This is a genomic window from Bradyrhizobium sp. USDA 4506, from assembly GCF_054058795.1.
Genome location: NZ_JBSSBM010000001.1, coordinates 521,695 through 545,995, shown reverse-complemented (window position 1 = coordinate 545,995; position 24,301 = coordinate 521,695). Strand labels below are relative to the sequence as shown.

Annotated in this window: 18 protein-coding genes and 4 pseudogenes; 10 read left to right on the top strand and 12 right to left on the bottom strand. The window is 59.8% G+C overall.

Features of this window, described 5'->3' with window-relative positions:
* Positions 1-72 precede the first annotated feature (72 nt).
* Positions 73-1,722, top strand: coding sequence for a chaperonin GroEL (gene groL / locus ACVIHF_RS02435; protein ID WP_253610380.1), 1,650 nt, complete (start codon positions 73-75; stop codon positions 1,720-1,722).
* Between the two features lie 866 nt (positions 1,723-2,588).
* On the top strand, positions 2,589-2,771 hold the full coding sequence (locus ACVIHF_RS02430; protein ID WP_253610379.1) for a hypothetical protein: 183 nt from the start codon (positions 2,589-2,591) through the stop codon (positions 2,769-2,771).
* Between the two features lie 264 nt (positions 2,772-3,035).
* Here the strand turns inward: ACVIHF_RS02430 and ACVIHF_RS02425 are convergent, their stop codons facing one another.
* From ACVIHF_RS02425 to ACVIHF_RS02415, 3 genes are all read right to left on the bottom strand, one after another.
* Positions 3,036-3,215 (bottom strand): hypothetical protein, encoded by a 180-nt coding sequence (locus ACVIHF_RS02425; RefSeq protein ID WP_253610378.1) that lies wholly within the window; start codon positions 3,213-3,215, stop codon positions 3,036-3,038.
* Between the two features lie 1,106 nt (positions 3,216-4,321).
* Positions 4,322-4,993, bottom strand: coding sequence for a hypothetical protein (locus tag ACVIHF_RS02420; RefSeq protein ID WP_253610377.1), 672 nt, complete (start codon positions 4,991-4,993; stop codon positions 4,322-4,324).
* A gap of 3 nt (positions 4,994-4,996) precedes the next feature.
* A complete protein-coding gene (locus ACVIHF_RS02415; RefSeq protein WP_253610376.1) occupies positions 4,997-5,593 on the bottom strand; it encodes a LabA-like NYN domain-containing protein in 597 nt (198 codons plus the stop codon).
* Positions 5,594-6,237: 644 nt separating this feature from the next.
* Here ACVIHF_RS02415 and ACVIHF_RS02410 point away from each other — a divergent pair.
* The 4 genes from ACVIHF_RS02410 to ACVIHF_RS02395 all read left to right on the top strand — a co-directional run bounded on the left by ACVIHF_RS02410 (position 6,238) and on the right by ACVIHF_RS02395 (position 12,589).
* Positions 6,238-7,059, top strand: a complete 822-nt coding sequence (locus ACVIHF_RS02410; protein WP_253610375.1) for a Crp/Fnr family transcriptional regulator — start codon at positions 6,238-6,240, stop codon at positions 7,057-7,059.
* 867 nt (positions 7,060-7,926) lie between these two features.
* Positions 7,927-9,921: a methyl-accepting chemotaxis protein gene (locus tag ACVIHF_RS02405; RefSeq protein WP_456791497.1), complete on the top strand. Its 1,995-nt coding sequence runs from the start codon at positions 7,927-7,929 to the stop codon at positions 9,919-9,921.
* A gap of 311 nt (positions 9,922-10,232) precedes the next feature.
* Positions 10,233-11,033: an ATP-binding cassette domain-containing protein gene (locus tag ACVIHF_RS02400; protein WP_253610373.1), complete on the top strand. Its 801-nt coding sequence runs from the start codon at positions 10,233-10,235 to the stop codon at positions 11,031-11,033.
* On the top strand, positions 11,030-12,589 hold the full coding sequence (locus ACVIHF_RS02395) for an ABC transporter permease/substrate-binding protein (RefSeq protein ID WP_253610372.1): 1,560 nt from the start codon (positions 11,030-11,032) through the stop codon (positions 12,587-12,589). The genes ACVIHF_RS02400 and ACVIHF_RS02395 overlap by 4 nt, the downstream gene beginning before the upstream one ends.
* 1,131 nt (positions 12,590-13,720) lie before the next feature.
* Here ACVIHF_RS02395 and ACVIHF_RS02390 read toward each other — a convergent pair.
* Positions 13,721-14,296: pseudogene (locus ACVIHF_RS02390) on the bottom strand (IS256 family transposase); the annotation flags it as partial.
* A gap of 165 nt (positions 14,297-14,461) precedes the next feature.
* Here ACVIHF_RS02390 and ACVIHF_RS02385 point away from each other — a divergent pair.
* Positions 14,462-14,569: pseudogene (locus tag ACVIHF_RS02385) on the top strand (ATP-binding protein); the annotation flags it as partial.
* A gap of 6 nt (positions 14,570-14,575) precedes the next feature.
* On the opposite strand, the gene ACVIHF_RS02380 reads toward ACVIHF_RS02385, so the two are convergent.
* Together ACVIHF_RS02380 and ACVIHF_RS02375 are read right to left on the bottom strand one after the other, a co-directional pair.
* A complete protein-coding gene (locus ACVIHF_RS02380; protein ID WP_456791496.1) occupies positions 14,576-15,751 on the bottom strand; it encodes a zinc ribbon domain-containing protein in 1,176 nt (391 codons plus the stop codon).
* A complete protein-coding gene (locus ACVIHF_RS02375) occupies positions 15,723-16,577 on the bottom strand; it encodes a recombinase family protein (RefSeq protein WP_253610632.1) in 855 nt (284 codons plus the stop codon). The genes ACVIHF_RS02380 and ACVIHF_RS02375 overlap by 29 nt, the downstream gene beginning before the upstream one ends.
* Before the next feature lie 607 nt (positions 16,578-17,184).
* Between ACVIHF_RS02375 and ACVIHF_RS02370 the strand changes: the two genes are divergently transcribed.
* Both ACVIHF_RS02370 and ACVIHF_RS02365 read left to right on the top strand, forming a co-directional pair.
* Positions 17,185-17,334: an ATP-binding protein gene (locus ACVIHF_RS02370; protein ID WP_375167148.1), complete on the top strand. Its 150-nt coding sequence runs from the start codon at positions 17,185-17,187 to the stop codon at positions 17,332-17,334.
* A 128-nt stretch (positions 17,335-17,462) separates the two neighbouring features.
* Positions 17,463-17,579, top strand: a pseudogene (locus tag ACVIHF_RS02365) (ATP-binding protein); the annotation flags it as partial.
* A 533-nt stretch (positions 17,580-18,112) separates the two neighbouring features.
* Here the strand turns inward: ACVIHF_RS02365 and ACVIHF_RS02360 are convergent.
* The 6 genes and pseudogenes from ACVIHF_RS02360 to ACVIHF_RS02335 form a co-directional block, all read right to left on the bottom strand.
* Positions 18,113-19,522 carry an O-antigen ligase family protein gene (locus ACVIHF_RS02360; protein WP_456791495.1) on the bottom strand — a complete coding sequence of 470 codons (1,410 nt, stop codon included), beginning with the start codon at positions 19,520-19,522 and terminating at the stop codon, positions 18,113-18,115.
* 475 nt (positions 19,523-19,997) lie between these two features.
* Positions 19,998-20,714, bottom strand: coding sequence for a hypothetical protein (locus ACVIHF_RS02355; RefSeq protein ID WP_456791494.1), 717 nt, complete (start codon positions 20,712-20,714; stop codon positions 19,998-20,000).
* 25 nt (positions 20,715-20,739) lie between these two features.
* Positions 20,740-21,564: a hypothetical protein gene (locus ACVIHF_RS02350; protein ID WP_253610367.1), complete on the bottom strand. Its 825-nt coding sequence runs from the start codon at positions 21,562-21,564 to the stop codon at positions 20,740-20,742.
* Positions 21,533-22,378, bottom strand: coding sequence for an MBOAT family O-acyltransferase (locus ACVIHF_RS02345; protein WP_253610366.1), 846 nt, complete (start codon positions 22,376-22,378; stop codon positions 21,533-21,535). Before ACVIHF_RS02345 ends, ACVIHF_RS02350 begins: the two co-directional genes overlap by 32 nt.
* Positions 22,379-22,394: 16 nt before the next feature.
* Positions 22,395-23,155: pseudogene (locus ACVIHF_RS02340) on the bottom strand (IS5 family transposase).
* Positions 23,156-23,196: 41 nt separating this feature from the next.
* Entirely contained in the window at positions 23,197-23,808 is a 612-nt protein-coding gene (locus tag ACVIHF_RS02335; protein WP_253610365.1) for an MBOAT family O-acyltransferase, read from the bottom strand.
* A 247-nt stretch (positions 23,809-24,055) separates the two neighbouring features.
* Between ACVIHF_RS02335 and ACVIHF_RS02330 the strand changes: the two genes are divergently transcribed.
* Positions 24,056-24,199: a hypothetical protein gene (locus ACVIHF_RS02330; protein WP_456791493.1), complete on the top strand. Its 144-nt coding sequence runs from the start codon at positions 24,056-24,058 to the stop codon at positions 24,197-24,199.
* Positions 24,200-24,301 lie beyond the last annotated feature (102 nt).

Below are 24,301 nucleotides of genomic sequence, written 5' to 3'. Positions count from 1 at the left end.
CGCTCACCCCTGAGGAGCGCCTGCCGGGCGCCCGCCAAGGGTGAGAAAAAACGAAACTCAGGGAAATCAACTATGTCAGCCAAAGAAGTCAAATTCGGCGTGGACGCACGCGACCGCATGCTGCGCGGTGTCGACATCCTTGCCAACGCGGTGAAGGTCACCCTCGGTCCGAAGGGCCGCAACGTGGTGCTCGACAAGTCGTTCGGCGCGCCCCGCATCACCAAGGACGGCGTCACCGTCGCCAAGGAGATCGAGCTCGACGACAAGTTCGAGAACATGGGCGCCCAGATGGTGCGCGAAGTCGCCTCCAAGTCCGCTGACGCGGCCGGCGACGGCACCACCACGGCGACCGTGCTTGCGGCTGCGATCGTCCGCGAGGGCGCCAAGTCGGTCGCCGCCGGCATGAACCCGATGGATCTGAAGCGCGGTATCGACCTCGCGGTCGAAGCCGTCGTGGCCGACCTCCAGAAGAACTCGAAGAAGGTCACCTCGAACGAGGAGATCGCCCAGGTCGGCACCATTTCGGCCAACGGCGATGCCGAGATCGGCAAGTTCCTCGCCGACGCCATGAAGAAGGTCGGCAACGAGGGCGTGATCACGGTCGAGGAAGCCAAGTCGCTCGAGACCGAACTCGACGTCGTCGAGGGCATGCAGTTCGACCGCGGCTACATCTCGCCCTACTTCGTCACCAACGCCGACAAGATGCGCGTTGAGATGGACGACGCCTACATCCTCATCAACGAGAAGAAGCTCTCCTCGCTGAACGAGCTGCTGCCGCTGCTCGAGGCCGTGGTGCAGAGCGGCAAGCCGCTGGTGATCGTTGCTGAAGACGTCGAAGGCGAAGCGCTCGCCACCCTCGTCGTCAACCGCCTGCGCGGCGGCCTGAAGGTCGCGGCCGTCAAGGCTCCGGGCTTCGGCGATCGCCGCAAGGCCATGCTGCAGGACATCGCGATCCTGACCGGCGGCCAGGCGATCTCGGAAGATCTCGGCATCAAGCTCGAGAACGTCACGCTCAACATGCTCGGTCGCGCCAAGAAGGTGATGATCGACAAGGAGAACACCACGATCGTCAACGGCGCCGGCAAGAAGGCCGACATCGAGGCGCGCGTGAGCCAGATCAAGGCGCAGATCGAGGAGACCACCTCGGACTACGACCGTGAGAAGTTGCAGGAGCGTCTCGCCAAGCTCGCGGGCGGCGTCGCGGTGATCCGCGTCGGCGGCGCGACCGAGGTCGAGGTGAAGGAACGCAAGGATCGCGTGGATGACGCGATGCATGCGACCCGTGCGGCTGTCGAGGAAGGCATCCTGCCGGGCGGCGGCGTCGCCTTGCTCCGAGCCACCGAAGCGCTCAAAGGCCTGCGCACCAAAAACGACGACCAGAAGACCGGCGTCGAGATCGTGCGCAAGGCGCTGTCCTGGCCGGCTCGGCAGATCGCGATCAACGCCGGTGAAGACGGCTCGGTCGTGGTTGGCAAAGTCCTGGAGAAGGATCAGTACTCTTACGGCTTCGATGCGCAGACGGGCGAGTACAGCAACCTGGTCTCCAAGGGCATCATCGACCCCACAAAGGTCGTGCGAGCCGCAGTCCAGAACGCGTCCTCCGTGGCAGCTCTTTTGATCACCACCGAGGCCATGGTCGCCGAGTTGCCGAAGAAGCCGGCTGCCGGGCCTGCAATGCCTCCGGGCGGTGGCATGGGCGGCATGGGTGGAATGGACTTCTGATTGATCCAGCCTCTCTAAAAGACATGCAGAACCTCAGCCGTCGTGCTGAGGTTCTTGCACTCGCTGGTGTTGACAAGGTGTCTTTGGCTATTGGCCCGCTTTTGCCTGTCGATCGGTAGCGAGCTGTGAGCCGGTGTCAAAATATGTTTCGGGTGCCCCCATTAGAACCGCGCCGACTGGGCCGGTCCCGCATGTGCTGTTGCGGCTGTCACATTGGACCGTACTCTAGATCAGGCCCCGCATGGCTTCGGCCCCGTGCATGCAACCCACGTGCGGCGGGGTTGGTCGATCTCTCCCTTCGACACCGCGAAAGGCCCCGACGCCGGGGCTGATTGCGTCGAGTGCCAGACTGGCCTGACCGAACAATGTTGTTCCCCGCAACGGCAGATCCTCGTCGCTAGCAAGCGGCCGAACCCGGGCCCGCGGTTCGCCATTATTAGGAAGCGTGGCGGCCACACTCACATCCTTCGATCCACCCGCACAGCCGCTCCCGATATCCGCCGGTCTGTTCCGTGCATCACCCAGTTCCATGGTAAGGTCCGTTGGCGCCCCGCAAGGTCGAGGCCCGCTATAACCGAGGGTCACTTTCCTCATCAAGGGCCGCTTTCTTCGCCTTGATTGGGGTTTTCTTGAATAGTCCGCAGACAACGTCTGCGGTCCTCCAACGGCAACTGATCGCGCGAACGCTGCGCAGCCAGATCGAAACGGCGCCAGGGCTGGCGGATGGCATCGGCCAAACTAGAGATGCCTCGTTCAACATGTCAGCTGACCTCGGCGCGAGGCATTTCAATTTCTGAGAAATTTTCTAAAGTTACCCGCAACCATCGATTTCGTTGCGCGTCATTATTCTGTCTGCGGAGCGTGTCATGGACGACAACGAGGAACTGCGAAGCCTTCAAGACTGCATCATGCGTTACCGCCTGATGCAGCGCGATGTGACCGATCCGCTCGCCCTCGGCCTACTGCACGATATCGTTGCAGAATTAGAGGCGGCTCTGCCGCAACGAGTGCCCGGTTGCGCCGCCGTGTTCTCCAGCCGTGAGCGCTGAGGCGGACGAGCGTGATGATCATCGGCACCGACACGCAGCGCGTACCATCAGGGGGATCGCATGCCCGGTGCGAACGTCCTCCCGCCAAGCCGCCCCGCAAGAGCCCAGCCTCGAAGTTCATGGGTGAATTCTGCGATAACTCGACTCTACAGTGGCCGAGTTGCTTCCGAATCATCGCGGTGACTTCGACCATCTTCCGAACGAAGGACTATGGCACCACCATACCGCAGCTGCCGTACGGGTTCGTTTGTAGTGCCTTGACGTTCAAAATTGCAGCGCAATGCCCTGGAGCCGGCAGTGATCGTCGCCTTGCGGGGCGCCATGCAAGCAGAAGCGCCGGTCCGCAACAAAAGCAAGAAGCATGACGAACGCCAGCGAATACTTCGATGTCGTGACGTCGCCAACGGCATTGAGTTCAGTGTCGTCAGTGAGGATCAACGACAATGAGCGAAGAGCTTTCCGACGATCGTCACCGGAAAGGATGGCTATTTTCCCTCGTCCATCCGAGTTGAGTTGCGAGGTCGCGGCGAATCGCGGGCCGCACAGTGCATACCCTTGGTGAGCGCTCTACGGCCGATCTTTGCGAGCGTCTCCATTCTTCGGCAATTGTCCCCCAGCGTGCAGCGCGGTCGAGTTGTGTAGGAGCTAGCTAGAACTGTATCGGGCTGATACGTCGGACGCGTCGCCACTTCTCCATAACTGCGTGATGGTACCGTATGGCCAGTTTTGTTGCAGGCATGTGATATGCTTTGGTTTGTAGGCATCTTGTATGCGCGATACCTTTATGGAATATTCGTACGCGACGATTGTGCCACTAACGTGACTCCACCCCACACTCGAAGTTTTGCCCCTTCCGGACGCTGCGGTTCTCCCGCTAATCTCGCTATTGAGAAGCAAGCCTAAGCTAGTCGCCGATCTGTGCCCGAAACCAACGGCCGCTGACTGAAGAAGAAGGGACATAATCTCGATGTTTATTGAATGAGCACGCTAGGCGCAGGTTGCGCGTCAGGTCACCGGGTGGGCCACGATGGCGCACTCGCGTTTCGCCTCGATGAGATGGCTCCGACTTAGTCCGCTACCGAAGCGCGCTTGAACAAGAATCGGCCTGGTGAAATCCGCTGGCAGGCGGCGCTGGATCGCTGGATCTAATCGTCAGAGCGAACGAAATTGAGTAAAATAACAGGCTTGCGGGCAGATAATGTCGGAGATAGACGCATCATCATCGGGGCATTGGCAGGAGCGGGACATGGCCATCCATTTCTACCGAGCCCTCTACCGCTTCCGCATGCGCTTGTATGTATAGACGTTGTTTCGTCGCAGCGGGCGCGAGAGGCAAGAAACGATCTGGCTGACGTGTAGCCTGATGCGGCTCGGGAATGAACTGCGGCAATCTGAGCACTGGTCCTGCGCTGCGGGTCGGCTAGGTCGGCACGAAGATGAGGCGACCAAAGCGCTCGCCAACGTCAGCCTCCGCTGATCGTGGCAAGACAGGCGCGATCGGTATCGCGGAGTAGGGCGGTCGCGGAGATCGTACGCCGCCCGACATAAAATCAGCCAGCCGTGCCGGCAGCAAGTCCAGTCAAGGCGCTACATTCTGTGTCCGCGCCATGAAAGAAGACGCGCGTGCCGGGAGGCCAAATCCGATGTTTTCCGGTCGGGCTTGCTCCAATTTCCCAACCAGCGCCTCCCCATACGGCGTCAACCACACCAAGATCACCGACATCATCACGAATAAAGAATATGTTGGGAGCGGCGTTTGTCTGCAGCGCCCCGCCTTCACCATTGGCTTGGCGGCTTAAGAGGCGCCAGATATCCGCCAGTTTGCTCTCGCCCGGAATGCCTAGTTCTCCGATGATCTCATCGTCATTCGAGAGAGTCTTCAAGATACATGTTTGCAGACATCTATTAACCGCGGTTTCGACTTTGACTGCAAATCGGCGCACAAACGTCGCGCCAAGCCACGAAATCCTGACGGGGGCCGATGACGTGATGTCTTCCTTAAAGTGGTCTCGCGCGGCGAATGTTTCAACCTCTCCCGGCTCGCCAGCACTTCCCTTCAGGGAGCATTCGATTCTGACATTGGTAGCAACGGGGCCATTATCAGGCCTGTTCTCCTCCGCAGTCGCGCTGAAACCAAATATTGCCAGAACAGAGATGAGCGGAATAAGCGCCAAACGGCGCGTTATTAACGTCGCTGGCAACCGGCACAAAATTACTTCCATTGATTAGTCTGCGATCGCTTCTGCGCTGGCTGGCTCGCGACGCTTACCAGGAGTCAGCGGGAGGGCTAATCGTTCAGACGGATCGCGCCCCACCTTTAGCTTCAACTCCGCTAGGTCGATAAACTCATCTGCCTGCCGCCGAAGTTCGTCGGCGATCATCGCCGGCTGGATCGCGAAAGTGGAAACCACTGTGACGCGGACGCCACGACGTTGCACGGCCTCGACCAGGCGACGGAAGTCACCGTCGCCGGAGAACAGAATGATCTGGTCGACGCGCTCAGCGAGTTCCATGGCATCGACGGCGAGCTCGATGTCGATATTACCTTTGACTTTTCGCCGGCCACAGGCATCCACGAATTCCTTGGTCGCCTTAGTGACAACTGCGTAGCCATTGTAGTCGAGCCAATCGAGGAGCGGCCGGACCGATGAATATTCCTGATCCTCAATAATCGGCGTGTAATAGAACGCTCGTAGCAGGGTGCCACGGCGCTGAAACTCCCCGAGCAGGCGCTTGTAGTCGAGCTCAAAACCGAGCGTCCTGGCAGTTGCGTGGAGATTGGGGCCGTCGATAAAGAGCGCAATCTTGTGGTCGGGTGACATGCTTGAATTCACGCTTGGGCGGGTGCTACTGGCAGTCTGCTGTGATCGGCGCGTCTATACCTTGGTTCCGCTGGTTGCGCTCCAACGAATACAGTACGCCGCGAACTAAGAATCTAATTTCTCGCCTTTGTGCCATCTGAGTTTCCCAACCTAGATGTCGGGGTTGGGCAATACTGATTGGATTACCTCGCGTGACGCCGGTTCGGCGCGCCTGACTCTTTGTACGAATCGTTCAAATCTGAGACCGGGATGACACACTCTGCTGAGCGCGAGATTGTCTGTACCTCGCGTACCGTTTTCGTCGAAGCATTGTTCGACGAACAGGCCTTACATGTACCATCGCAGTCGCGTAACGGACTCTCTGCGCGGGCATCGGCAATGACAAACGAGCGCTGTGCGCTGGAGCGTTGTAAGCAAGAGAATGCGCGCCTCAGAGAGCTGGTTGTGCAGCTCTCTGAAATTGTCTTCCGCGACGTTGTAAACCGCGCCGAAGGAGCCCCTCAGAACGGTCACCAGCCTGCAGCATCGAGGCTTACGCTTTCAGGACAGATGGCGGGCGCCGTTCCAGTCTCCTTGGAAACTCCGCACGTATCTTCGTCGGGAACTAAGCAGGGCACAAATAATCGCACTCGAGGAGAGGGACAATGACCGACCGCGTGCCCACCGCACCCGAAGCGCTTGACTGCTCAAAAGATGCAGCTCCCGCACAGCAGATGTTTCAACAGCCTTTTGCGGTGCGCCCTAAGACGCGGTCTTTTATGAAGAACGCGATCCTGGCGGGTCTTTCTCCGCAGGACCTCGCGGCAATAGGGAAGTTCCTTGAGCCGATTGTGCTGAAAAAGCGTATGGCTCTGCAAGAGCCGAATAAGCGTGTCGAGCACGTCTATTTCATAGAATCAGGCCTTGTCTCGCTGAGGCTTGTCGCTGAGGGAAGCATCCTTGAAACAGCGGTGATAGGACATCAGGGCGCGGTCGGCGCTTTGCTGTTGGCGGGAGGGCATCTTTCAACGCATCAAGCTGTTGTGCTCTTTCCCGGAAGCGCGCACAGGATCCGTGTCGAGGAGTTGCGCCGGGTGATGAACGAGCGCCCAGAGATCCGAGAGCATCTCTTTGCATACGTTCAAGCGCTACACTTGCATTGCGCTATGACAGGATTGTGTGGAGTTCGGCGCGATCGCGATCAGCGGCTCGCCAGTTGGCTGTGCCTGGCGAGTGATGCCGCTGACGCTCGCGTGCTGCCCGTTACGCATGATTACCTTTCCTCGGTCCTAGGATTGCGCCGCGCCGGGGTAACCGAGACGCTCATCCAATTCGAAGAACAAGGGCTCATTCGCAAGATGCGTGGCGTCTTGCAGATCGATGAACGCAAGGGCCTCGAGCAAAAGGCATGTTGTTGTTACAGGCTTGTCTCACGCGCCTATGCCTCGGCTCAGTCCGCAGTCCCAGCAAAAGATTCGACGAGTTAGACAAAAATTGCTCAACTATTAGCCGACCTCCGAGATCGCCCATAGGTCGGTTCTTCGGCGGAGCAGTCCGTTCCGTAAGCCGCGCATCCTGCGCAAGACCCTCGCCACCTATTTGCTCCAGATCGTCATGCTCGGCGGCTACTCGCCTACCCGCACCTGCGTAGGGCACTACCGACCCCACACGGTCCACGCTGTTTCATCAGGGCAACGCACAACTTGTTAGGATGAACGTCTGTCTGATCGAGGGTCTGCTGACGCCAATCGGTATGTACGCAACGTACAGAGCGCGCCATGGGTCCCTGCAATCGTAACGCCTTCTCTTCCATATTCATTGGCGCTGTCTAAATCAAACCACTCCTTTCATCAAATAGAACGAGTAGATTTCATCTAGATTTTACAGCTTGCACCCTAATAGGACCTCGCTGCCCTGTGCTGCCCTCGGGGTAGCCTTTGACTGCGACGGCCCTGTCGTACTCCCCGCACGACAGGGCCGTTTGCCTGAGTGCTCGCGGCGCCTGCATGACCTTTAGCGTTGGCCGGAAGCTTGAGAGCCAATAATTTCTCAAAACCTACGCCGGCCGCGGTAAGAAGCGCCCGAAGCAGATGTTTAAGCGGCTCGGCACGACGCCGATGTTCCGGATCGCCGGGCACTTCGATCATCGGTGCCGGCAGTTGATGGGGGATGTTAGTGTCCTGCCGTACGTAACGTATGGTTCGAGTTCAAGATTTCGAAATCAATCTGGATTAGTTGGCGGTCGTCTCCGACGAAGCAGGTCAGCTCTCGTTGAGCGCAATATGGCAATCGCCCATCGGTCCCCGTGCTAATCAGCAGCCGTGCCATGGGGATACAATCATTCAAGGGGAATCATGAGTGACATCACGATCGAGATCGGAGGCCGACCAAGGGTTCACCGGAGCTTTCGCATTGGATTGCGCGGTCAAATAGCGCTGCTCGGACTTTCCGGGGTCCTTGTCACAGGTGCAATCTGCGTCGCCGCTATTAATTACGCGAGCCGGGTCCAGAGCGCTTCGAACGATAGCAAGGGATTCAAAGCCCATGTCACGTCATTGGCGCAAAGCTTCCTAGAGTCGCGACAAATCGCAATCAACTTCCTGCGCAAACCAAGCGAGATGTTGATCAAGACGCATACCGAGAGTTATGAGCGGCAGCTCGCAGACCTAAGTCGCGTCGAAGCATTTGTGACGGGTTTGCCCGAGGATGATCCGCTGAAGCAAGGGAGCGTGTTGCGGCCGGCAGTCAATCTCTATGCAACGCGCTTTCAGAACGTGGTCTCGGCCCAGCGCAACCTTGGCTTTAATGAAGACGACGGATTTCAGGGCAAGCTGCGCAATGCCGTGCACGTGGTCGAACAGCGGCTGTCAGAGCTGAACCAACCACGCCTCATGATCTTGATGCTGATGATGCGCCGGCATGAGAAAGATTTCATCTTGCGCGGCGAAGACAAATATGGCGATCAACTGGCGGATCGGGAGGTGGAATTCGAGACCTCGCTCGCTCAAGCGAACCTACCCGCTGATGTGAAATCCCAGATCCTCGAACTAATCCGGGCGTACAAGGCGACTTTTGTGTCGTTCATGGTGACACAACAGGCGTTGAGCGATCAGGTCGACGACCTCGGACAGATCTACGACCGCATTCGCCCGGCGCTCGTAAAGATCATGGCTGCCGCGGACGCTCATTCGCAGGCTGCCGCAATGCGAGCCGAAGAAATTCGGCGGAATCTTGTCTGGGTGATTGGGCTTGCAACGATGCTCGTTGGCCTGATCGCGTTACTGTTCGGCCGGCGCATTGCCCAGACAGTCGCTTCGATGACGGCGGCCATGCGTCAGCTCGGCGACGGTCGGTTCGACGTCGTTCTGCCGGGACTCGGCCGAAAAGACGAGCTTGGCGAGATGGCAGAAGCTGTCGAACTGTTCAAGTTGAAAGCTCGCGAGAAGGCGCAGGCCGAGCTCGATGCCAAGGCCGTACAGGATCGTACCGTCGCCGAGCTACGTCAGGCCGATATGGCTCGGCTCGCCAGCGAATTCGAAACCGCCGTAGGCAGGGTCATCGAGAGCGTTTCGTCCGCCTCCTCGCAACTTGAAGCCTCCGCACGCAGTCTGACCGGCACGGCCGATCACAGCCGGCAACTCTCCATTGCGGTCGCTTCGTCGTCGGAGGACGCATCCACCAACGTTAGGCGTGTCGCGGCCGCGGCGGGTGAACTGGCGAAAACCATCACCAACATCGGCCGACAAGTCCAAGAAGCGGCCAGTATAGCGGGCGACGCCGTTCTCAAGGCCGAACTCAGTGACCAGCGTATGGCCAGTCTGGCGGCCGCCGCGGAGCGGATCGGCAGCGTGGTCCAGTTGATCGCAACGATCGCACGGCAATCCAATTTGCTCGCTCTCAACGCGACGATTGAAGCCGCGCGCGCCGGCGACCGCGGCAGAGGTTTTGCGATTGTCGCTCAAGAGGTAAAATTGCTCGCAGCGCAAACCGCGGATGCGACCGTTGAGATCAGCCAGCAGATTAGCGGCATTCAGGCGGCGACGACTGAGTCGGTCGGCGCGATTACCGAAATTGGCGTCATCATCGGCCGCATCGCGGAGATTGCCCGGACTGTGGTCGACTCCATTGGAGAGCATGAGGCAACAAGCAAAAGCATCGCGTTCAATGTACAGGAAGCGGCGGTCAGGACTACCCAGGTGGCGGCAAGTGCCGGTGAAGTCACCAGCCACGCGAAAGAAACCGGTGGGGCATCCTTGCAGGTGCTGACGTCTGCTGAACTGCTGTCTGAGGAAAGCTCTCGACTGAAGCACGAACTGGACAGCTTCCTAGTCAGGATTCAAGCGGCTTAGGTTGACGAGTCAAGTCGCTGAGTACCCGCCAAGCGAGCTCAAGAAGATCACTTCTAACCGATTGCTTCCGATTTTCGCGTGAAGTACGGCATGGACGAACGAGCCCCCCTCTGCAAGGAGCGGAACGGTACGTTTCGTACGGGAGCGCTGACACCACTGCCGTATTCATAGTTCCGACGCACCAGGCGCCGTGCCACGAGCGGCGGCGCGCCGCATAGACTTGCCAGTGTCCTTCGAATCCGATGTTCGCTAACGTGCCCACCGCAGAATAACTCGAATTTCGGATAATGGCACACTGGTCCAGTCCAACCATGGCACTCGCACCGCTGATCGCCTACGCTCATATCGGGAAGCGCTTTGCCGACGGTCATGACGGCGAACGCATCACAGCCGTCGACGATGTCTCGCTCGATATTGCCGCGGGCGAATTCCTGGCGATCGTCGGCGCCTCTGGCTCCGGCAAATCCACCTTGCTGCGGCTCGCCAACCGCCTGCTCGACCCCGATAGTGGTCGCGTCACCGTGGAGGGCGAGGACGTGCGCGACGTCGATCCGGTGCGCTTGCGCCGGCGCATGGGCTACGTGTTCCAGAGCGGCGGGCTGTTTCCGCATATGCGCGTCGCCGACAACATAGCCGTCACGCCAAGACTGCTCGGCTGGCCCACCACCGAGATCGCCGCGCGGGTCGATGAGCTGCTCGACCTGGTGCGGCTCGATCGCTCCCTCCATCGCGACCGCTACCCGCATGAACTGTCGGGCGGGCAGCAGCAGCGTGTAGGCGTGGCGCGGGCGCTTGCCGCCCGCCCCCACATCATGCTGATGGATGAACCCTTCGGCGCCCTCGATCCGCTGACCCGCGATACCCTCGGCGAGGAGTACCGCGCCCTGCATCGCAGGCTCGTCTTGACTACAGTAATGGTCACCCACGACATGACAGAGGCCTTGCTGCTTGCCGATCGCATCGCGGTAATGCGGACCGGACGGGTTGTGGCGCAAGGCCAGCCGGCTGAGCTCGCAAACAACAACGACCCCTATGTGGCGGAGCTGTTGAGCACGCCCAGACGGCAGGCTGAGCGGCTGAACGCCCTGCTCCCGGGAGCAAGCGCACAATGAGTTTCCTGACCGACCCTCGCTGGCGTGACGCGGCGGCGCACTTGCCGGACTATCTTGGCAGCCATGTTCAGGTCAGCCTGGCAGCCCTGGCGCTCGGACTCGTGATCAGCCTGCCGCTGGCGATCCTCACGCGCAACCATGCCGTGATCCGCGGTATCCTGCTCGGCCTCGCCAGCGTCGTCCAGACCGTGCCGGGACTGGCGCTGCTCGCGCTGTTTTACCCGCTCCTGCTCGCCATTGCGTCGTTGACGCTTCGCTGGTTCGGCTTCGACTTTTCCGCGTTTGGATTCTTGCCCGCCATGCTGGCGCTGGCGCTCTATTCCATGCTGCCGGTGCTGCGCAACACCATCACAGGGCTGAACGGCGTCGATCCCACGTTGCTTGAGGCGGCGCAAGGGGTCGGTATGACGGGGCGGCAATCGCTGTTCACGGTGGAATTGCCGTTGGCGCTGCCGGTGATCATGGCCGGCATCCGCACCTCGGCGGTATGGGTGATCGGGACCGCGACATTATCGACCCCGATCGGACAGACCAGCCTCGGCAATTACATCTTCGCCGGATTACAGACCCAGAACTGGGTGCTCGTGCTGTTCGGCTGCGCCGCCTCGGCGCTGCTGGCGCTCGCGGTCGATCAACTATTAACGCTCATCGAGCGCGGATTGCGCGAGCGCAAACGCCTCCGCACCATGCTCGGCGGCGTCGGCATCGCCGCACTGGTCGCGGCGACGCTGATCCCTTCGATGGCACGGACCCCATCGACCTACGTCGTCGGCGCCAAAACGTTTGCCGAGCAATATGTGCTCTCCGCGCTAATCGAGCAGCGGCTGCAAGCGGCGGGATTGCAGGCCTCGACGCGCGAGGCCCTCGGCTCCAGCGTGATTTTCCAGGCGCTCGCGGCCAACAACATCGACGTCTATGTGGATTATTCCGGCACGCTGTGGGTCAACCAGTTTCACCGCACCGAGATGCCGTCGCGTGAAGCATTGCTCGCCGAGCTGAAGAAAATCCTGGCAAAGCAGGACATCGCCCTGCTCGGCGCGCTCGGTTTCGAGAACGCCTACGCGCTGGTGATGCCGCGGCAGCGCGCCGAAGCACTCGGTATTCATTCGATCACCGACCTGGCTGCGCACGCGCCGACGCTGTCGATTGCGGGCGATTACGAGTTCTTCTCGCGCCCGGAATGGACTGCCCTGCACAAGGCCTACGGGCTCTCATTCCGTACGCAACGACAGATGCAGCCTGATTTCATGTATGCGGCCGTGGCGAGCGGCAACGTCGACGTCATCGCGGGTTATACCAGCGAGGGGCGGATCAAGGAATACGACCTGGTGACGCTGGCCGATCCCAAGCACGCGATCCCGCCTTATGATGCGGTCCTGCTGCTGGCACCGCGGCGGGCGCATGATGCGGCGTTGCAGGCGGCGCTGAAGCCGCTGCTTGGCCGGATCGACATCGCGACGATGCGCGAAGCTAATTTGCGTGCCAGCGGCAGCGATGCGAGCTCCTCGCCCGCCGCGGTGGCGCGTTGGCTGTGGCAGAGGATTGGCGGGCGGTAGGCGCAGGTCCAGCGTGCAAAACCGGTCAGGGCACAGCACCGTGGATACGGTGCAGTCGCTCTTTGCTCACCCGACCGGCTTACGCACTCATGCCCTGAGCTCCTGCCGCTGAAGCACCACTCGCCAGCAACGAAGAGCACGATAGTGCCGTCGGTCGGGCCGACGGTCCGCGGCCAGGCAATCATGAGGCTTTCGGACAGCGGCAGCGGCGCGCCCATCGAGAAACACCGCGCCAGGCGCGCGTATCGTCGCCACGGCCGCCGCCAGCATCGCCTCCTCGAACGGGCCGTTGGACGATATGGTGACAGGTATTGCGTCCACGAACCGTGTCCCGACGTCTCCAGCCACTATCGACAGAGCCGCAGGCGAATGCCCTGAGGGTGATCATTCCGACGTGCCATGATCGCCAAGCTTCCGAAGAAGCTATCCGCCGCTGTCCGTCTGGCTTTCATTGAGTAGAGCAGGATGTTCGTCGGATTTAATCGCTAATTGGCGCTCATTTGCATAAATCAAGCTTAAATTAAGTCTATACCGCCAATGTTGACGAAGCACTCCGAGTTTGGGGGATTTTCGTCAAGGAAATGCAACTAGAGGCGAACTCGTGCGCCGGTCTGATGCCGAGTAGTCTCGACCGCATTGTGTGCGGGTGTGGCTCTTTAGCCGAAGTCGTGACATCCCAGGTTAGTCGACCGGAGGCGAGGAATGCGCAGAAGCTCGCATAGTTCCCACCGTCATCCAGTAAGGTGCTGCGCGATTTGCGGCGGACGATTCGGGCTAATCCGTCATTACTGCTGGCAAACGGCTCTTTGCTCAAAGAAATGCGTCGACCGTTACAAGGCGCGTCGGGCGGCCTACCATAAATGGCTTCGCTGGTTGCACGCCGTTTAGAAGAGCCCGAGATAATGATCTGCTTTGTCGCAGGCGTCGCCTGCCCAGGATCTCTTCGCTCTGAGAGGCAGCGATGTTACGGCGATGTATTGCAGATCGTCGAAGGCATCGATGAAGCCGCTTGCCATATTCACCGAGGAATTCGTCCCATCCACTCATTTCTTACGGATCGGATAAAGGGGTTGCGTGCGAAAAGAACGAAGCGGTCAAAAGAAGTGAACTATAGCGTTTGGTCGTTACGTGCACCTCGCGCCGGCCATCGCTGTTGACGCCGACCGCGATGATCACCGCGACCGAGACAATGCGCCCATTCTGGCGCACCTTCACGTAGGTGGCGTCGATCCACAGACAGGGCCAGTCGCCCTCGATCGGGCGATTGAGGAAGGCCTTCACCTTGTCGTCGATCTCGCCGCACAGCCGCGACACCTGGCTCTTGGATATCCCCGTCATGCCCATCGCCTGTACCAGATCATCGACCGAGCGGGTGGAGACGCCCTGCACGTAGGCTTCCTGCACCACGGCGGTGAGCGCCTTCTCGGCCATCCGCCGCGGCTCGAGGAAGCACGGGAAGTAGGAGCCCTTGCGCAGTTTGAGGATACGCAGCTCGACCGTGCCGGCGCGGGTCTCCCAGCTCCGATCGCGGTAGCCGTTGCGCTGGACCTGGCGCTCCTGGCTCTTCTCGCCGTAACCGGCCCCGGTAAGGCCCTCGACCTCCAGCTCCATCAGCCGGCGGGCAGCAAAGCCGATCATCTCGCGCAACAGATCGGCATCTGGGGTCTTCTCTGCGAGCGCGCGCAGGTTCATCATGTCGTCGGTCATCGGTGGTTCCTCGAATCAGGTTGGCGTCGCAACCCAAACCTTACCGACGAATCATCGGTGACCACCCGCAAGGCCGCTCGCTCGCTACGGCGCCATGTGGGGCGCGCGTCGCGAGCGGCTTAGCTAATCAGCTACACCACTCCTTGGGACACGACCGACGCCAATGCGCGGCATCATCTGCTCGAAATCCTCGAAGACCGTTACGGCCGTCGATCGACACTCGTCACCAGCCAGCTTCCAATTGCCAAATGGCATGAGCTCATAACTGAACCGATGCCTTCATGATGCCTCCTTCTTCGACCGCTTAGTGCGTCGTACCCGATTGCGAAGCTGACTGATTTGTTCATCTGAGAGCTCGATCTGCCATGGCTGGCCTTTGGTTAACTGATGACCGGCCAGCAATCCGCGCGCGAGATAATCGAACACCGTTTGCGGGGTTACTCCAAGCTCAGCCGCAGCGCCCTGAATCGAGAAGCTACCGTCGGGCCAGCGCATCGGATTCTTGTCCGTGCCGTTGAGTTTGACGGTTGGAATGCCCCAGCGGGTACGCAACAGCCAGACGTTCTCGCCTTTGAAGGCGCAGCCTCGAGCCGCGACGAAGCCTTCCCGATTGAGTGTTGCGGCGATCTCGCCATCCATTTTGTGTTCGGCATTCAGCTCGGCGATCCGTTGCCGTAACCGATCAATGTCGATGTAATCGCGGTAGGTGTGAACGCGCCGCTGCACATGATGCTCGCTGGTTGCGCCGGTGTGCCAGATGATCTTGAGCCACACTTGACCTCGGGTCCGCTTCTGATCAAGAACGACTTCGCTGATGACAAATTGCAGAATGCGCTTGCGATCGGCCGCCGACGTGGTGGCCGCATTCCAAATCCGCGGCAGATTCTCGCCGAGCGCTTGTAGCCCCGCGCGTTCCGCCGAGCCGATCAGAAGCGGCTCTTGCGCGCGCCAGCGCGCATGCTCCTGCTCAACCGCCTCGACAACACGAAGCTTATCTTCCCAAACCCGCTCAAGCGAGCGCGCCACAAGACGGTTCTCGGGCTCGACGGCGTCATACTGACGCCGAGCGCGCTCGGCCTCGTAGCGAGCGCGCTCCACGCGAAGCGCCCACTGGCGCTCGAGCTGACGGCTCTCCTGCTCCAGTTGGCCCGCCGCCGCGAGTGCGATTGCAATCTGATCCGGCATCAGGGCGTCGAGGACCACCCTCTCGACCAGAGCATCAACCGCCAAGGCCCGGACTTCCTGGCACAGTGCACTGCCTTGCTGGTCCCGATCCGAGCGGCAGCAATACACCGGATAGTCGCCATTCGGCCCCGAGTAGCGCAAGCTCATGCGCCGTCCGCAACGGCCGCAGACCGCAATCCCTTGTAGCAGGGCCGCCCCTTTGCGCGGCACGCCAGCGTGCCCTGCCTCAAAGTGGGCGACGTTATCTGCCAGTCGGCGCTGGTTGGCCATGAACTCCTCCCAGCTGATATAACCCGTGTGAGCGGCGCGGAGGCAAACCGGCCAATCGGCGATCGCTACCTTGACCGTTCCCGTCAACGATCCAGGCTGGCATCGGCTCAGATCCTTTTGCCGGCGACCATAAACATACGCCCCAGCATAGGCTGGACAGGATACTAAGGACGCGTCCACTCTCTGACGCACGCCAGACGACCTCGTGTGGAGATGGCCCAAGTAGCGGTCGAACCGGCAAGGACAATCCGTTCCTGCCCAGGTAACGCATCACACGGCGAGCGCTTTGCAGTTCCCGGAATTTGGCAAATACAAGATGAAGACGGGCCTGCACCTCCTCGTCGGGATTGAGAACAATCGTACCCGCCCGATCGTAGGCGAGCCCGGCCGGCAGGGGCAGCCGCAGTTCGCCCCGTGCCGCCTTCTGACGCTCCCCTTGGTGAAGACGCATCCGAAGCTGATGCAACTCCGCCTCGCTCATGATACCGGACAATCCCAACAGCAGGCGGTCGTGGTAGGCTCGCGGATCGTAAAGCCGCTCACCATCCGCAATGAGGACGCCGAACACCGAGCACAGTTCGAGAAGCTGATGCCAGTCCCGGTTATTGCGGGCCAGGCGAGAAGCGTCGAGGCTCACCACAAGACCGGCGTTGCCAAGGCCGATCTCGGCAATGAGCTTCTGGAAACCATGACGATCCATGCCGCCAGCACCGGATTTGCCCAAGTCCTCGTCAATCACCTGGACGCGCTCGGGCGGCCAGCCCAGACCGATGGCACGATCGACAAGGCGGTACTGCAGCTCGGTGCTCTCCTGATGCTGGCGCACCTGGTGCACGGACGATTGCCGCACGTAGACATAGGCCAACTTGGCGCGGTGTGCGGTCGTAAGCCGCTCGTCAGCGATGTTCGATCTGATCAGCACGACCCAGTCCCCTTCCGGGCGTGCCGGGGATCGCTTGCATTCGCCGCATCAGCGCGGCGATGGTTTGAGCAATCTGCGTTTGTGTCGCGGTCGATAGATTCGGCCAGAGACGCGGAATGTCGGCTGTTGGACGGCCGGGTGGATTTGCCAACGTCGGCAGGGGTCGCTACGCAACGCGACCTGGAAGTGGTCGGTGGGTCATCGCGAATCACCTTCTCGTCGAGAAGGCTCAGACTCGCGCTCAAATGTTGCATCAATGGGATCAGCGTCCGTGCACTGATGCGCGGCAGATCGGCTGCGTTCGGGCGGGAAGTGATCGCCGTCTTGGCAAGATTCGTCGATGCGATCCGAACCGCTCGCCGCCGTCCGTCTGCCAGCGCGACGACGACGTAGGCGGAACCGCGCCCCGGCCGCTCCTTCAGGACGGCAAGCCGCTGTCCAAACAGAAAATGATGCGGGTCGGTAATCGTGACATGAGACACGACCCGGTCAAGAATAGGGGTACCCTGCCGTGTTCGGCGAGCCAACCATCGCAGATGCTATCCTCGACCGGATCATCCACAACTCCCACCGTATCGCCCTCGAAGGCGACAGCATGCGAAGGAAAAAAGCCGCGCGCCCCTTGACCGACGTCGAAAACAGCGAAACGAATATCAACTGACTTCAACAACCAGGCAACCAAAAGCCAGCGCCGCCACGCTGTCCGCGATTTAGCGAAACTGCTGTCCGTCAGTTAGCGAAACCGCTGTCCCGTTTTTGCGAAATACGCAAGAATAGGGGTACCCTGCCGTGTTCGGCGACCCAACCTACGCCGATGCCATACTCGATCGCCTGCTTCACAACGCTCACAGGCTCGCACTGAACGGTGACTCCATGCGTCGTCCGCTTCTTCTTCCGCGGCCTTGATTGCATCGTCGGCCCGATGAAGACCGAGACTGCAGCCCGCGAAGCTGACCGGCCGCTACGGCAAAGTTGGGGGTGCGCGTCCGGTCAGCTTCGCTCCGTCGAGCGACACCAGACGTGATCTCTTCGGCCAACGCTTGACCACGGGCTAACGATAGTGCCAATTGCCTTTAACGATCGGGGGCTTCACCTGCGCGCGATCAGATTGGAACGCTGCGCGGCATCAGATTGGAATAGCCGCGCGCGATCATCGGAATCCGCATACCTGAACGCGAGGCGTGAGTTTCTGGTGGTCACGCAGGGATCGCCATTACCGGTGAGCGGCGCGCTCAGGAAATGGCGAAAGCGAAAACGACGGGTTATAAAGGTGAGCGACGAGATCAGGTCGGCTCTTCAGAAGCAGGGCTACTACATCCGAAGGCTCAGCGATTTTCGGAAGCAATCACGCAAGGCCGCTCTCCCATTGGTCGCCAATGCCATTCGGGAGAGCAGTCTCAGGAAACCGGAAGGTCGCCCTTGCCGTCTGTAACGCTCTCTCATCGACCTTCAACGACGGACAATGCCGTAGGTGCTGCCTTGATGTCAGTTCTATCCGGACTCCCTTTGGGCTCTAGTTGACCGCCGATGATCGCGACGGCGATAACGTAGAGCCATCCCTGGTAGAAATCGAACAAATGCGAGTTGAGCACCGAGCTTACGAAATTCTGCGCGACGGCCAGGAGGCCGATCCATGCAAGCAGGCTGCCCTTGCGCCGGCTGAACCCTTCTTTGAACAAGAGAAGATGAGCGCCCCACATGGCGTAGAGAACGATGCATCCGATGGCTCCCCACTGGATCGCTACCGCAAGCGTCTGATTGTGTGGATTGTCAACGATTTTCGCCCTTATGCCGGTTTGGCCGGCCGCTTCGTTTGCAAACAGCTCCTTCGTCGAACCGGTACCGTGACCAACAATCGGCGCCGAGCGAATGACCCCAATAGACTTGCGCCAGAACTCGAGGCGCTCCGCGCCACCGGTCTCCAATCCGCCGACAACCATGGTGTTGGTCTGATAGGCATCAACTTCTCCTAACAGACGCGCCATCTTGAACTGAAGATTGGGAGACACTCCCCACGCGCCGACGCCAAGCACACAAACTGTAGCCAAGACGGCGAGCGACGGCCATCCGCGTGCATAGCGGATGGTGACGAGCGCAAGCATGACCGGCAGGTAAATGAACGCGGTTCGGGCAATATTGACGAAGGCGAGGTTCGCGAAAAATGCGACGGCTATAGCGGCAAGCGCAATCGCCTGGCGTCGCCGTTGGTGGCGAAGGGCTTCGATTGCAAGTGCCACGCAAATGACCGCGATGAACGCGAAGCCCTGGGTCTGGTCCAAATAATTCTTCAGCGGAACCCCTGGTGACTTGGCCCCGATAAAGCTGGAGATGTCCGGAGAACAGAACACGACGAACGAGAGCAGAAGGAGGAGAAGATTCGATATCAGATAAGCCGCGAATATCAATCGTGCGCGAGACGTGTTCTGAAAATGCACGAAGAACGGCAAGAAGCAGACTAGCTTTGATGCTTTTCCGAACGCGTGCAACCGGTCAGTCCAGGGGACCCCATCAGCCCAAGCTGTACCGACGGCCGCTAGTCCGACGAGCAGGACAGGGAGCGCACAGGCCGGGCGCTTGAGCCCGTCGATGATCTCATCCGGCCGATAGGTGAAAACTATAAAGATAAGCGACAGGAGCACCAGACCGGTTGCTACGGTGGTCGACCATGGAAATGCGAGCGCCAGCGCGACGAAGCAAACGTCTGTTCTTCCGACACGGACATCCCTCGGACATCGCTCATTCGGCGCGCCCCACACCGATCGGACCAAGTTGGTCGGCTCAATCACGGCATTCGAGAAGGCACGCCTCCAACTCGAGAGGGAGAGTGCCTGCGCTCGCATTTTCTCCATTTCACGAGTTCCATTGGTTTTGTCATGCCAGGCGCGTTCCCACTATAGGGGCCTGGTTCCTGGCTCGGCTGAAGTATGGGAGGAGTCAAGCGCGAGTTCTGCGCGATCGAATTGCCCGATCGCGCCGCACAGCCTTGTGCACCGGCTAAGCGATTTTCAAGATGTGGCAATTCTCGCATGGCAGGCTTACGGGACAACTTCCGGCGCACCGTCAATGAAGAGGGCCACAACAAGCGACAGTAGCAGACCTGCTTGACTGAACGGCGGCGCAAACATGAATGGACTGCCGCGGCGGAACTCCCAAGGCTCACCATCCCATCAGAGAACGAGCTAAGTAGCAGCGCAGCGGATTCTTCGCTTGTCCCATTTGGGATAGTGTCGACGTTCTGCCCCTCCAAATGGTAGGTGACCTGCATCAGCAGGAGTTGCCCCCGGCGATCATGATAAATCGGGGAAAGCTCGCTTCACCGGGTCGTCAGTCATCCCGTCGGGCCGCCTCCCCTGTCAACGTAAGACCCTCGAAAAAAAAGGTGAGCGACCGACGATCCGAGTCGCCCAGATCACGCGGGCGCATCAGAGGGCGATCGTCGCCTTTAAGGCGGATGGACCAGACTCGGTCGTCCAGGGCGGCCGCGGGGACATTTACCTCGTAGTCGCGACGTGACATATCGATCGCTATCTTACCCGCTTCGAGACCGTTGATGTAGACCGTGACGTTGCGCGGTTCGAAGGCCGAGATCAAGCGAACCCGGAGGGTTTGCGCCGGTTGCTTCGGGCGCACGCGCAACGCTACTTCGTTGGTCCGTGCCCAGCGACCACGCGGTTCTGGAGACCACCATCCAGCTGTGTAGTCGATCTTGGACGAACCTGTGCCGCCTGCGGCGAATTCCTCGAGATCCAAATGAACGATCGTTGGCTCCAGCGCCTCCGCGCGCGTGAGCTCGATTTGAACAATCTCTTTGCTCATCGTGTCGATCAGATTTTCAGGCGGCGCGCCGGCAACCGGCTTCAGTCCTGTGTCCCGAAGAAGGCCTATGAGCCGGCGCGTAATGATCGCACGACCGCGCTGGGTCACATGGTAGAACGAGTTGTCGGCCAGGCTCATCGGCATCCAAAAGTCGGCCGGATTTCCGATGACTTCGAGTCCTGCTTGGGATGCCAGATCACGAACCTGTTCGGCTCGCTGAGCCACGCGCGCTTCATCTGCGTAGCAATCGTCACCAACGACCGTTGGCCATGTGATTATGACTCTGACGCCGTTCTCTTTGGCTGCGCGCAACAGCTTGAATGCCTCCCGAACCCGCCCCGATCGCGTTTCCTTTCGGCTTCCGACTGTGGTCCTGAAGCATTCCGCCCTCAATGGCCTCTTTGGCCACGCCCTGGCTTACTCCGTTGGCCCAACCACCCGTACCGTCCGAATAGAGCATCGCCTCGACATGGCGGAGGGCCATCGCGTGCACTGCCTCGGAGGTCGGGCGCGGAGGTTCCCATGATCCGCGCTTCCTGATGTTGCGCCAAAAGGCGCGCGCGACGATCGGAAAGGGAGTCGTGAGAATCCTGCGCGCTCGCTCAGTTGGCGTCTGCGCCCAGAAATACTCGGTAGTCAGCTCAAGAGAAAGCCGTGCATAGCCCGCGTCCCCGTCGGGGTCGGAATAGCCCTGCCACTCGATGGGCATGATGACAACATCGCCGGGCTTGGCAAATTCAAGAATTCTCCTTGATCGATCGACCAGCGAATAGCCGGCATTGTCGGCCACATTAATGGCCCTGATGTTGAACGCTTTGCTGCGCTCTGCCGCATCAATACCGTGATGACCGTTCGAGCCGGAGTCGATGATGATACGCGGCCCCGGAGCGTGCTCAAGCAGTAGCCATTTGTAGGTGCTCGCGATGCTGTTCTCCGGAATGGTCAGCGTCACCAATCCGACATAAGTAACGCTGACAAGAGCAAAGCTGGCCAGACTGCTCGCAACAAGGGCGACCAGTCTCGTGGGCTTCGGCCGCTGAACGTCAGAAGTTGAAATAAAGAAAGGGCGATTCATGCATACTCGCCTTCGAAACGATTATGATAAGAACGAGTGAACCAAACGCCGCCCCCACCACGCGCGGATCGAGGTGCTCTGCCTGCAGTGCCTCGGTCAGTTGGCGAGCGTTCGGCGCGAACAGGGCGGTGGCGACTGCAAGGGCGAGTAGCGACAGAAATTCGAGATCGAAAAAACTCGGGCCTGTTGCGGTCTCTCCGCCGAAAAACATGGCTTTCAACATCGCCAGCGCGCCGCCAATCGTTGTGGCACGGAAGAATACCCAGCCGCTGATGGTAGCGGCAAACGTCAGGGTCCAGGCGACAGCACGCCAGGGCAGAGCCCGCGAGACGCCGAAGCGCTCCCGAAAGCCATGATTGATCAACAGCAAGGCACCGTGCCAAGCACCCCAGATAATGAAGGTCCATGCTGCGCCGTGCCAGAAGCCCCCGATTGCCATTGTCAGGAAGAGATTGAGATAGTGCCTACGCTTGCCACGCCGATTGCCGCCAAGCGGAATGTAGAGATAGTCTCTCAAAAATTGGGAAAGCGTCATGTGCCATCGGCGCCAGAAATCCACGATCGACAACGACTTGTAGGGAGAGTCGAAGTTCCAGGGAAACTTCAGGCTGAACATACGAGCAAGTCCGACTGCCATGTCGCTGTAGCCGGAGAAGTCAAAATACAGCTGGAATGTATAGGCCAGCGCGCCGAGCCACGCCGCCGTTGTGGTGAGGATTCCTCCGCCCTCCGCTGTGGCGAAGACCGCGTCGGCCACAGGGCCGAGATGGTCGGCAAAAATCGACTTCTTTGCCAAGCCGATCAGAAAAATCACTAGGACCGATCGACATTCATTGCATCCAGATCATTGCGGCAGCGAGATGGATGAAGCCGGTAAAGTTGTCAGATCGCCTGTCATAACGGGTTGCCAAGCGTCGGAAGTGTTTGAGCTGGCAAAAGCAGCGCTCGATGCGGTTGCGCTGTTTGTATGCGTCGGCGTCGTGCGGAATGATGATCCTGCGGGTGCGGTTTGACGGGATCACCGCCGTTGCGCCGATTTCCGCGATGATCGCACGCAGGGCGTTGCCGTCATAGGCCTTGTCGGCGAGCACGGCATCGCAGCTTTGGCCGTGGAGCAGTGCCGGCGCCTGGGTGATGTCATTAACTTGCCCAGCCGTGACGATGAAGCGGAGCGGACGGCCGAGCGCATCAGCCAGCATGTGGATCTTGGTGGTCAGTCCACCTCGGGAACGCCCCAGCGCCTGATCTTTGGCCCCCCTTTTCCGCTCGTCGCCTGCTGGTGGGCGCGAACGATGGTGCTGTCGATCATCAGATACTGGTTGTCGCGATCGGCGGTCAGAGCAGCGAACACGCGCTCCCAGACGCCGGCATGGCACCAGCGGCTGAAGCGCTGATGCACCGTTTTCCACTTGCCGTACCGTTCCGGCAGGTCGCTCCAGTGTGCGCCCGATCGCAAAACCCACAAACATCCGTTGACGAACAGTCGATTGTCCGCAGCCGTACGTCCCGGGTCGCCAGCTTTCCCCGGCAGCAGTGGCGCAATCCTCGCCCATTGCGCCTCCGTCAGCTCATATCGTTTCGCCGCCACCATCTGCTCCGTGTCTCGAATCACGGAACTCTATGAATCAGCGATCAAACCGCTTGGGAATCCTGAATGTCGATCGGTCCTAGGCCGAACACCATGTCGTTGGCGCGCCGCGAAAGGCTCGGCCGTAATTGGAACTGTGGAATCATCGCCGAGTGGTGGACGATGGGGCCGGCGAGCAGGTGTGGAAAGAAGGTTACGAACAGAGCGTACTCGATGAAACCGCGACGGCCCCGCCTCCCTTTGGACGCGTCCACCAGATAGGCGATCTGGACGAAGGTAAAGAACGATATGCCGAGCGGCAACACCAGCTCGAGGAGCGGCATCGACGTGCCGAGGACAGCGTTCGCATTCGTTATGAAGAAGTCGGCATACTTGAAGAGACTGAGCAGCGCCAGATTGACCACAATGCCCGAGTTCGTGAGAACCTTGGCATTTGTAGGCGCGGCAACGATGATGAGGCCGAGCCCATGGTTAAACACGACCGAGCCTAGAAGGACAGGAACGAGGTCCAGGCGCCACCATCCGTAGAAGAAGATCGAGGCACACAGCAAAAGGATAAACGAGAGCCGCGGCAGCCGAATAGCCTGAAGAAGCGTGTAGCTGATCAATGCGATCGGCAAAAAAAGAAAAATGAATTCGCTGGAGTTGAATAGCACCTTGGCGCACCTGCTGGTAAATGATCGCGGCCTAAAAATCATCAATTGCGGGGCCGCTCGAATTCGACGCTGGCAGCGCCAATATATATCTATCTTAGGTTGCAACACGCAGGTGGCAATATCCCATTCGGGACTTGTCGCACTCTCACCAACGAAGCTATCTACGCCTAAAGAGCGGATCGGAACTCGTCCGATCAGTTGAGTTGTAAACGTTGGCAGTTGGCTCCGGAAAGAGCGATTGTCGAATATGACTGATCTGCCGCTGAGTTGGGGCGCCGCCGAGGCCAAGCGACTGAAGGCCTTGGAAGAGGAGAACGCGGAGCTGAAGACGCTTTTCGCTGAGAAGCAGCTCGAGGCGGCTGCCCGTCGCGCGCGTCCTTCACAAAAATGATAGAGCTTGCGGCAAAGCGCGCTACGTGGCGCGTTTTCGAGCCTTCATTTCCTCGTGCTGTTAGCGAGGGAGGGACCTCTTTAGTGACCAAATCGAAATCGA

Excerpts from the sequence above, each read along its gene's own strand:
- ACVIHF_RS02420 (WP_253610377.1), bottom strand. The coding sequence starts at position 4,993 with ATGGAAGTAATTTTGTGCCGGTTGCCAGCGACGTTAATAACGCGCCGT.
- ACVIHF_RS02395 (WP_253610372.1), top strand. The coding sequence starts at position 11,030 with ATGAGTTTCCTGACCGACCCTCGCTGGCGTGACGCGGCGGCGCACTTG.
- ACVIHF_RS02360 (WP_456791495.1), bottom strand. The coding sequence starts at position 19,522 with ATGGAGAAAATGCGAGCGCAGGCACTCTCCCTCTCGAGTTGGAGGCGT.
- ACVIHF_RS02330 (WP_456791493.1), top strand. The coding sequence starts at position 24,056 with ATGACTGATCTGCCGCTGAGTTGGGGCGCCGCCGAGGCCAAGCGACTG.
- ACVIHF_RS02350 (WP_253610367.1), bottom strand. The coding sequence starts at position 21,564 with ATGAATCGCCCTTTCTTTATTTCAACTTCTGACGTTCAGCGGCCGAAG.
- ACVIHF_RS02380 (WP_456791496.1), bottom strand. The coding sequence starts at position 15,751 with ATGGCCAACCAGCGCCGACTGGCAGATAACGTCGCCCACTTTGAGGCA.
- ACVIHF_RS02430 (WP_253610379.1), top strand. The coding sequence starts at position 2,589 with ATGGACGACAACGAGGAACTGCGAAGCCTTCAAGACTGCATCATGCGT.
- ACVIHF_RS02410 (WP_253610375.1), top strand. The coding sequence starts at position 6,238 with ATGACCGACCGCGTGCCCACCGCACCCGAAGCGCTTGACTGCTCAAAA.
- ACVIHF_RS02400 (WP_253610373.1), top strand. The coding sequence starts at position 10,233 with ATGGCACTCGCACCGCTGATCGCCTACGCTCATATCGGGAAGCGCTTT.
- groL (WP_253610380.1), top strand. The coding sequence starts at position 73 with ATGTCAGCCAAAGAAGTCAAATTCGGCGTGGACGCACGCGACCGCATG.
- ACVIHF_RS02415 (WP_253610376.1), bottom strand. The coding sequence starts at position 5,593 with ATGTCACCCGACCACAAGATTGCGCTCTTTATCGACGGCCCCAATCTC.
- ACVIHF_RS02405 (WP_456791497.1), top strand. The coding sequence starts at position 7,927 with ATGAGTGACATCACGATCGAGATCGGAGGCCGACCAAGGGTTCACCGG.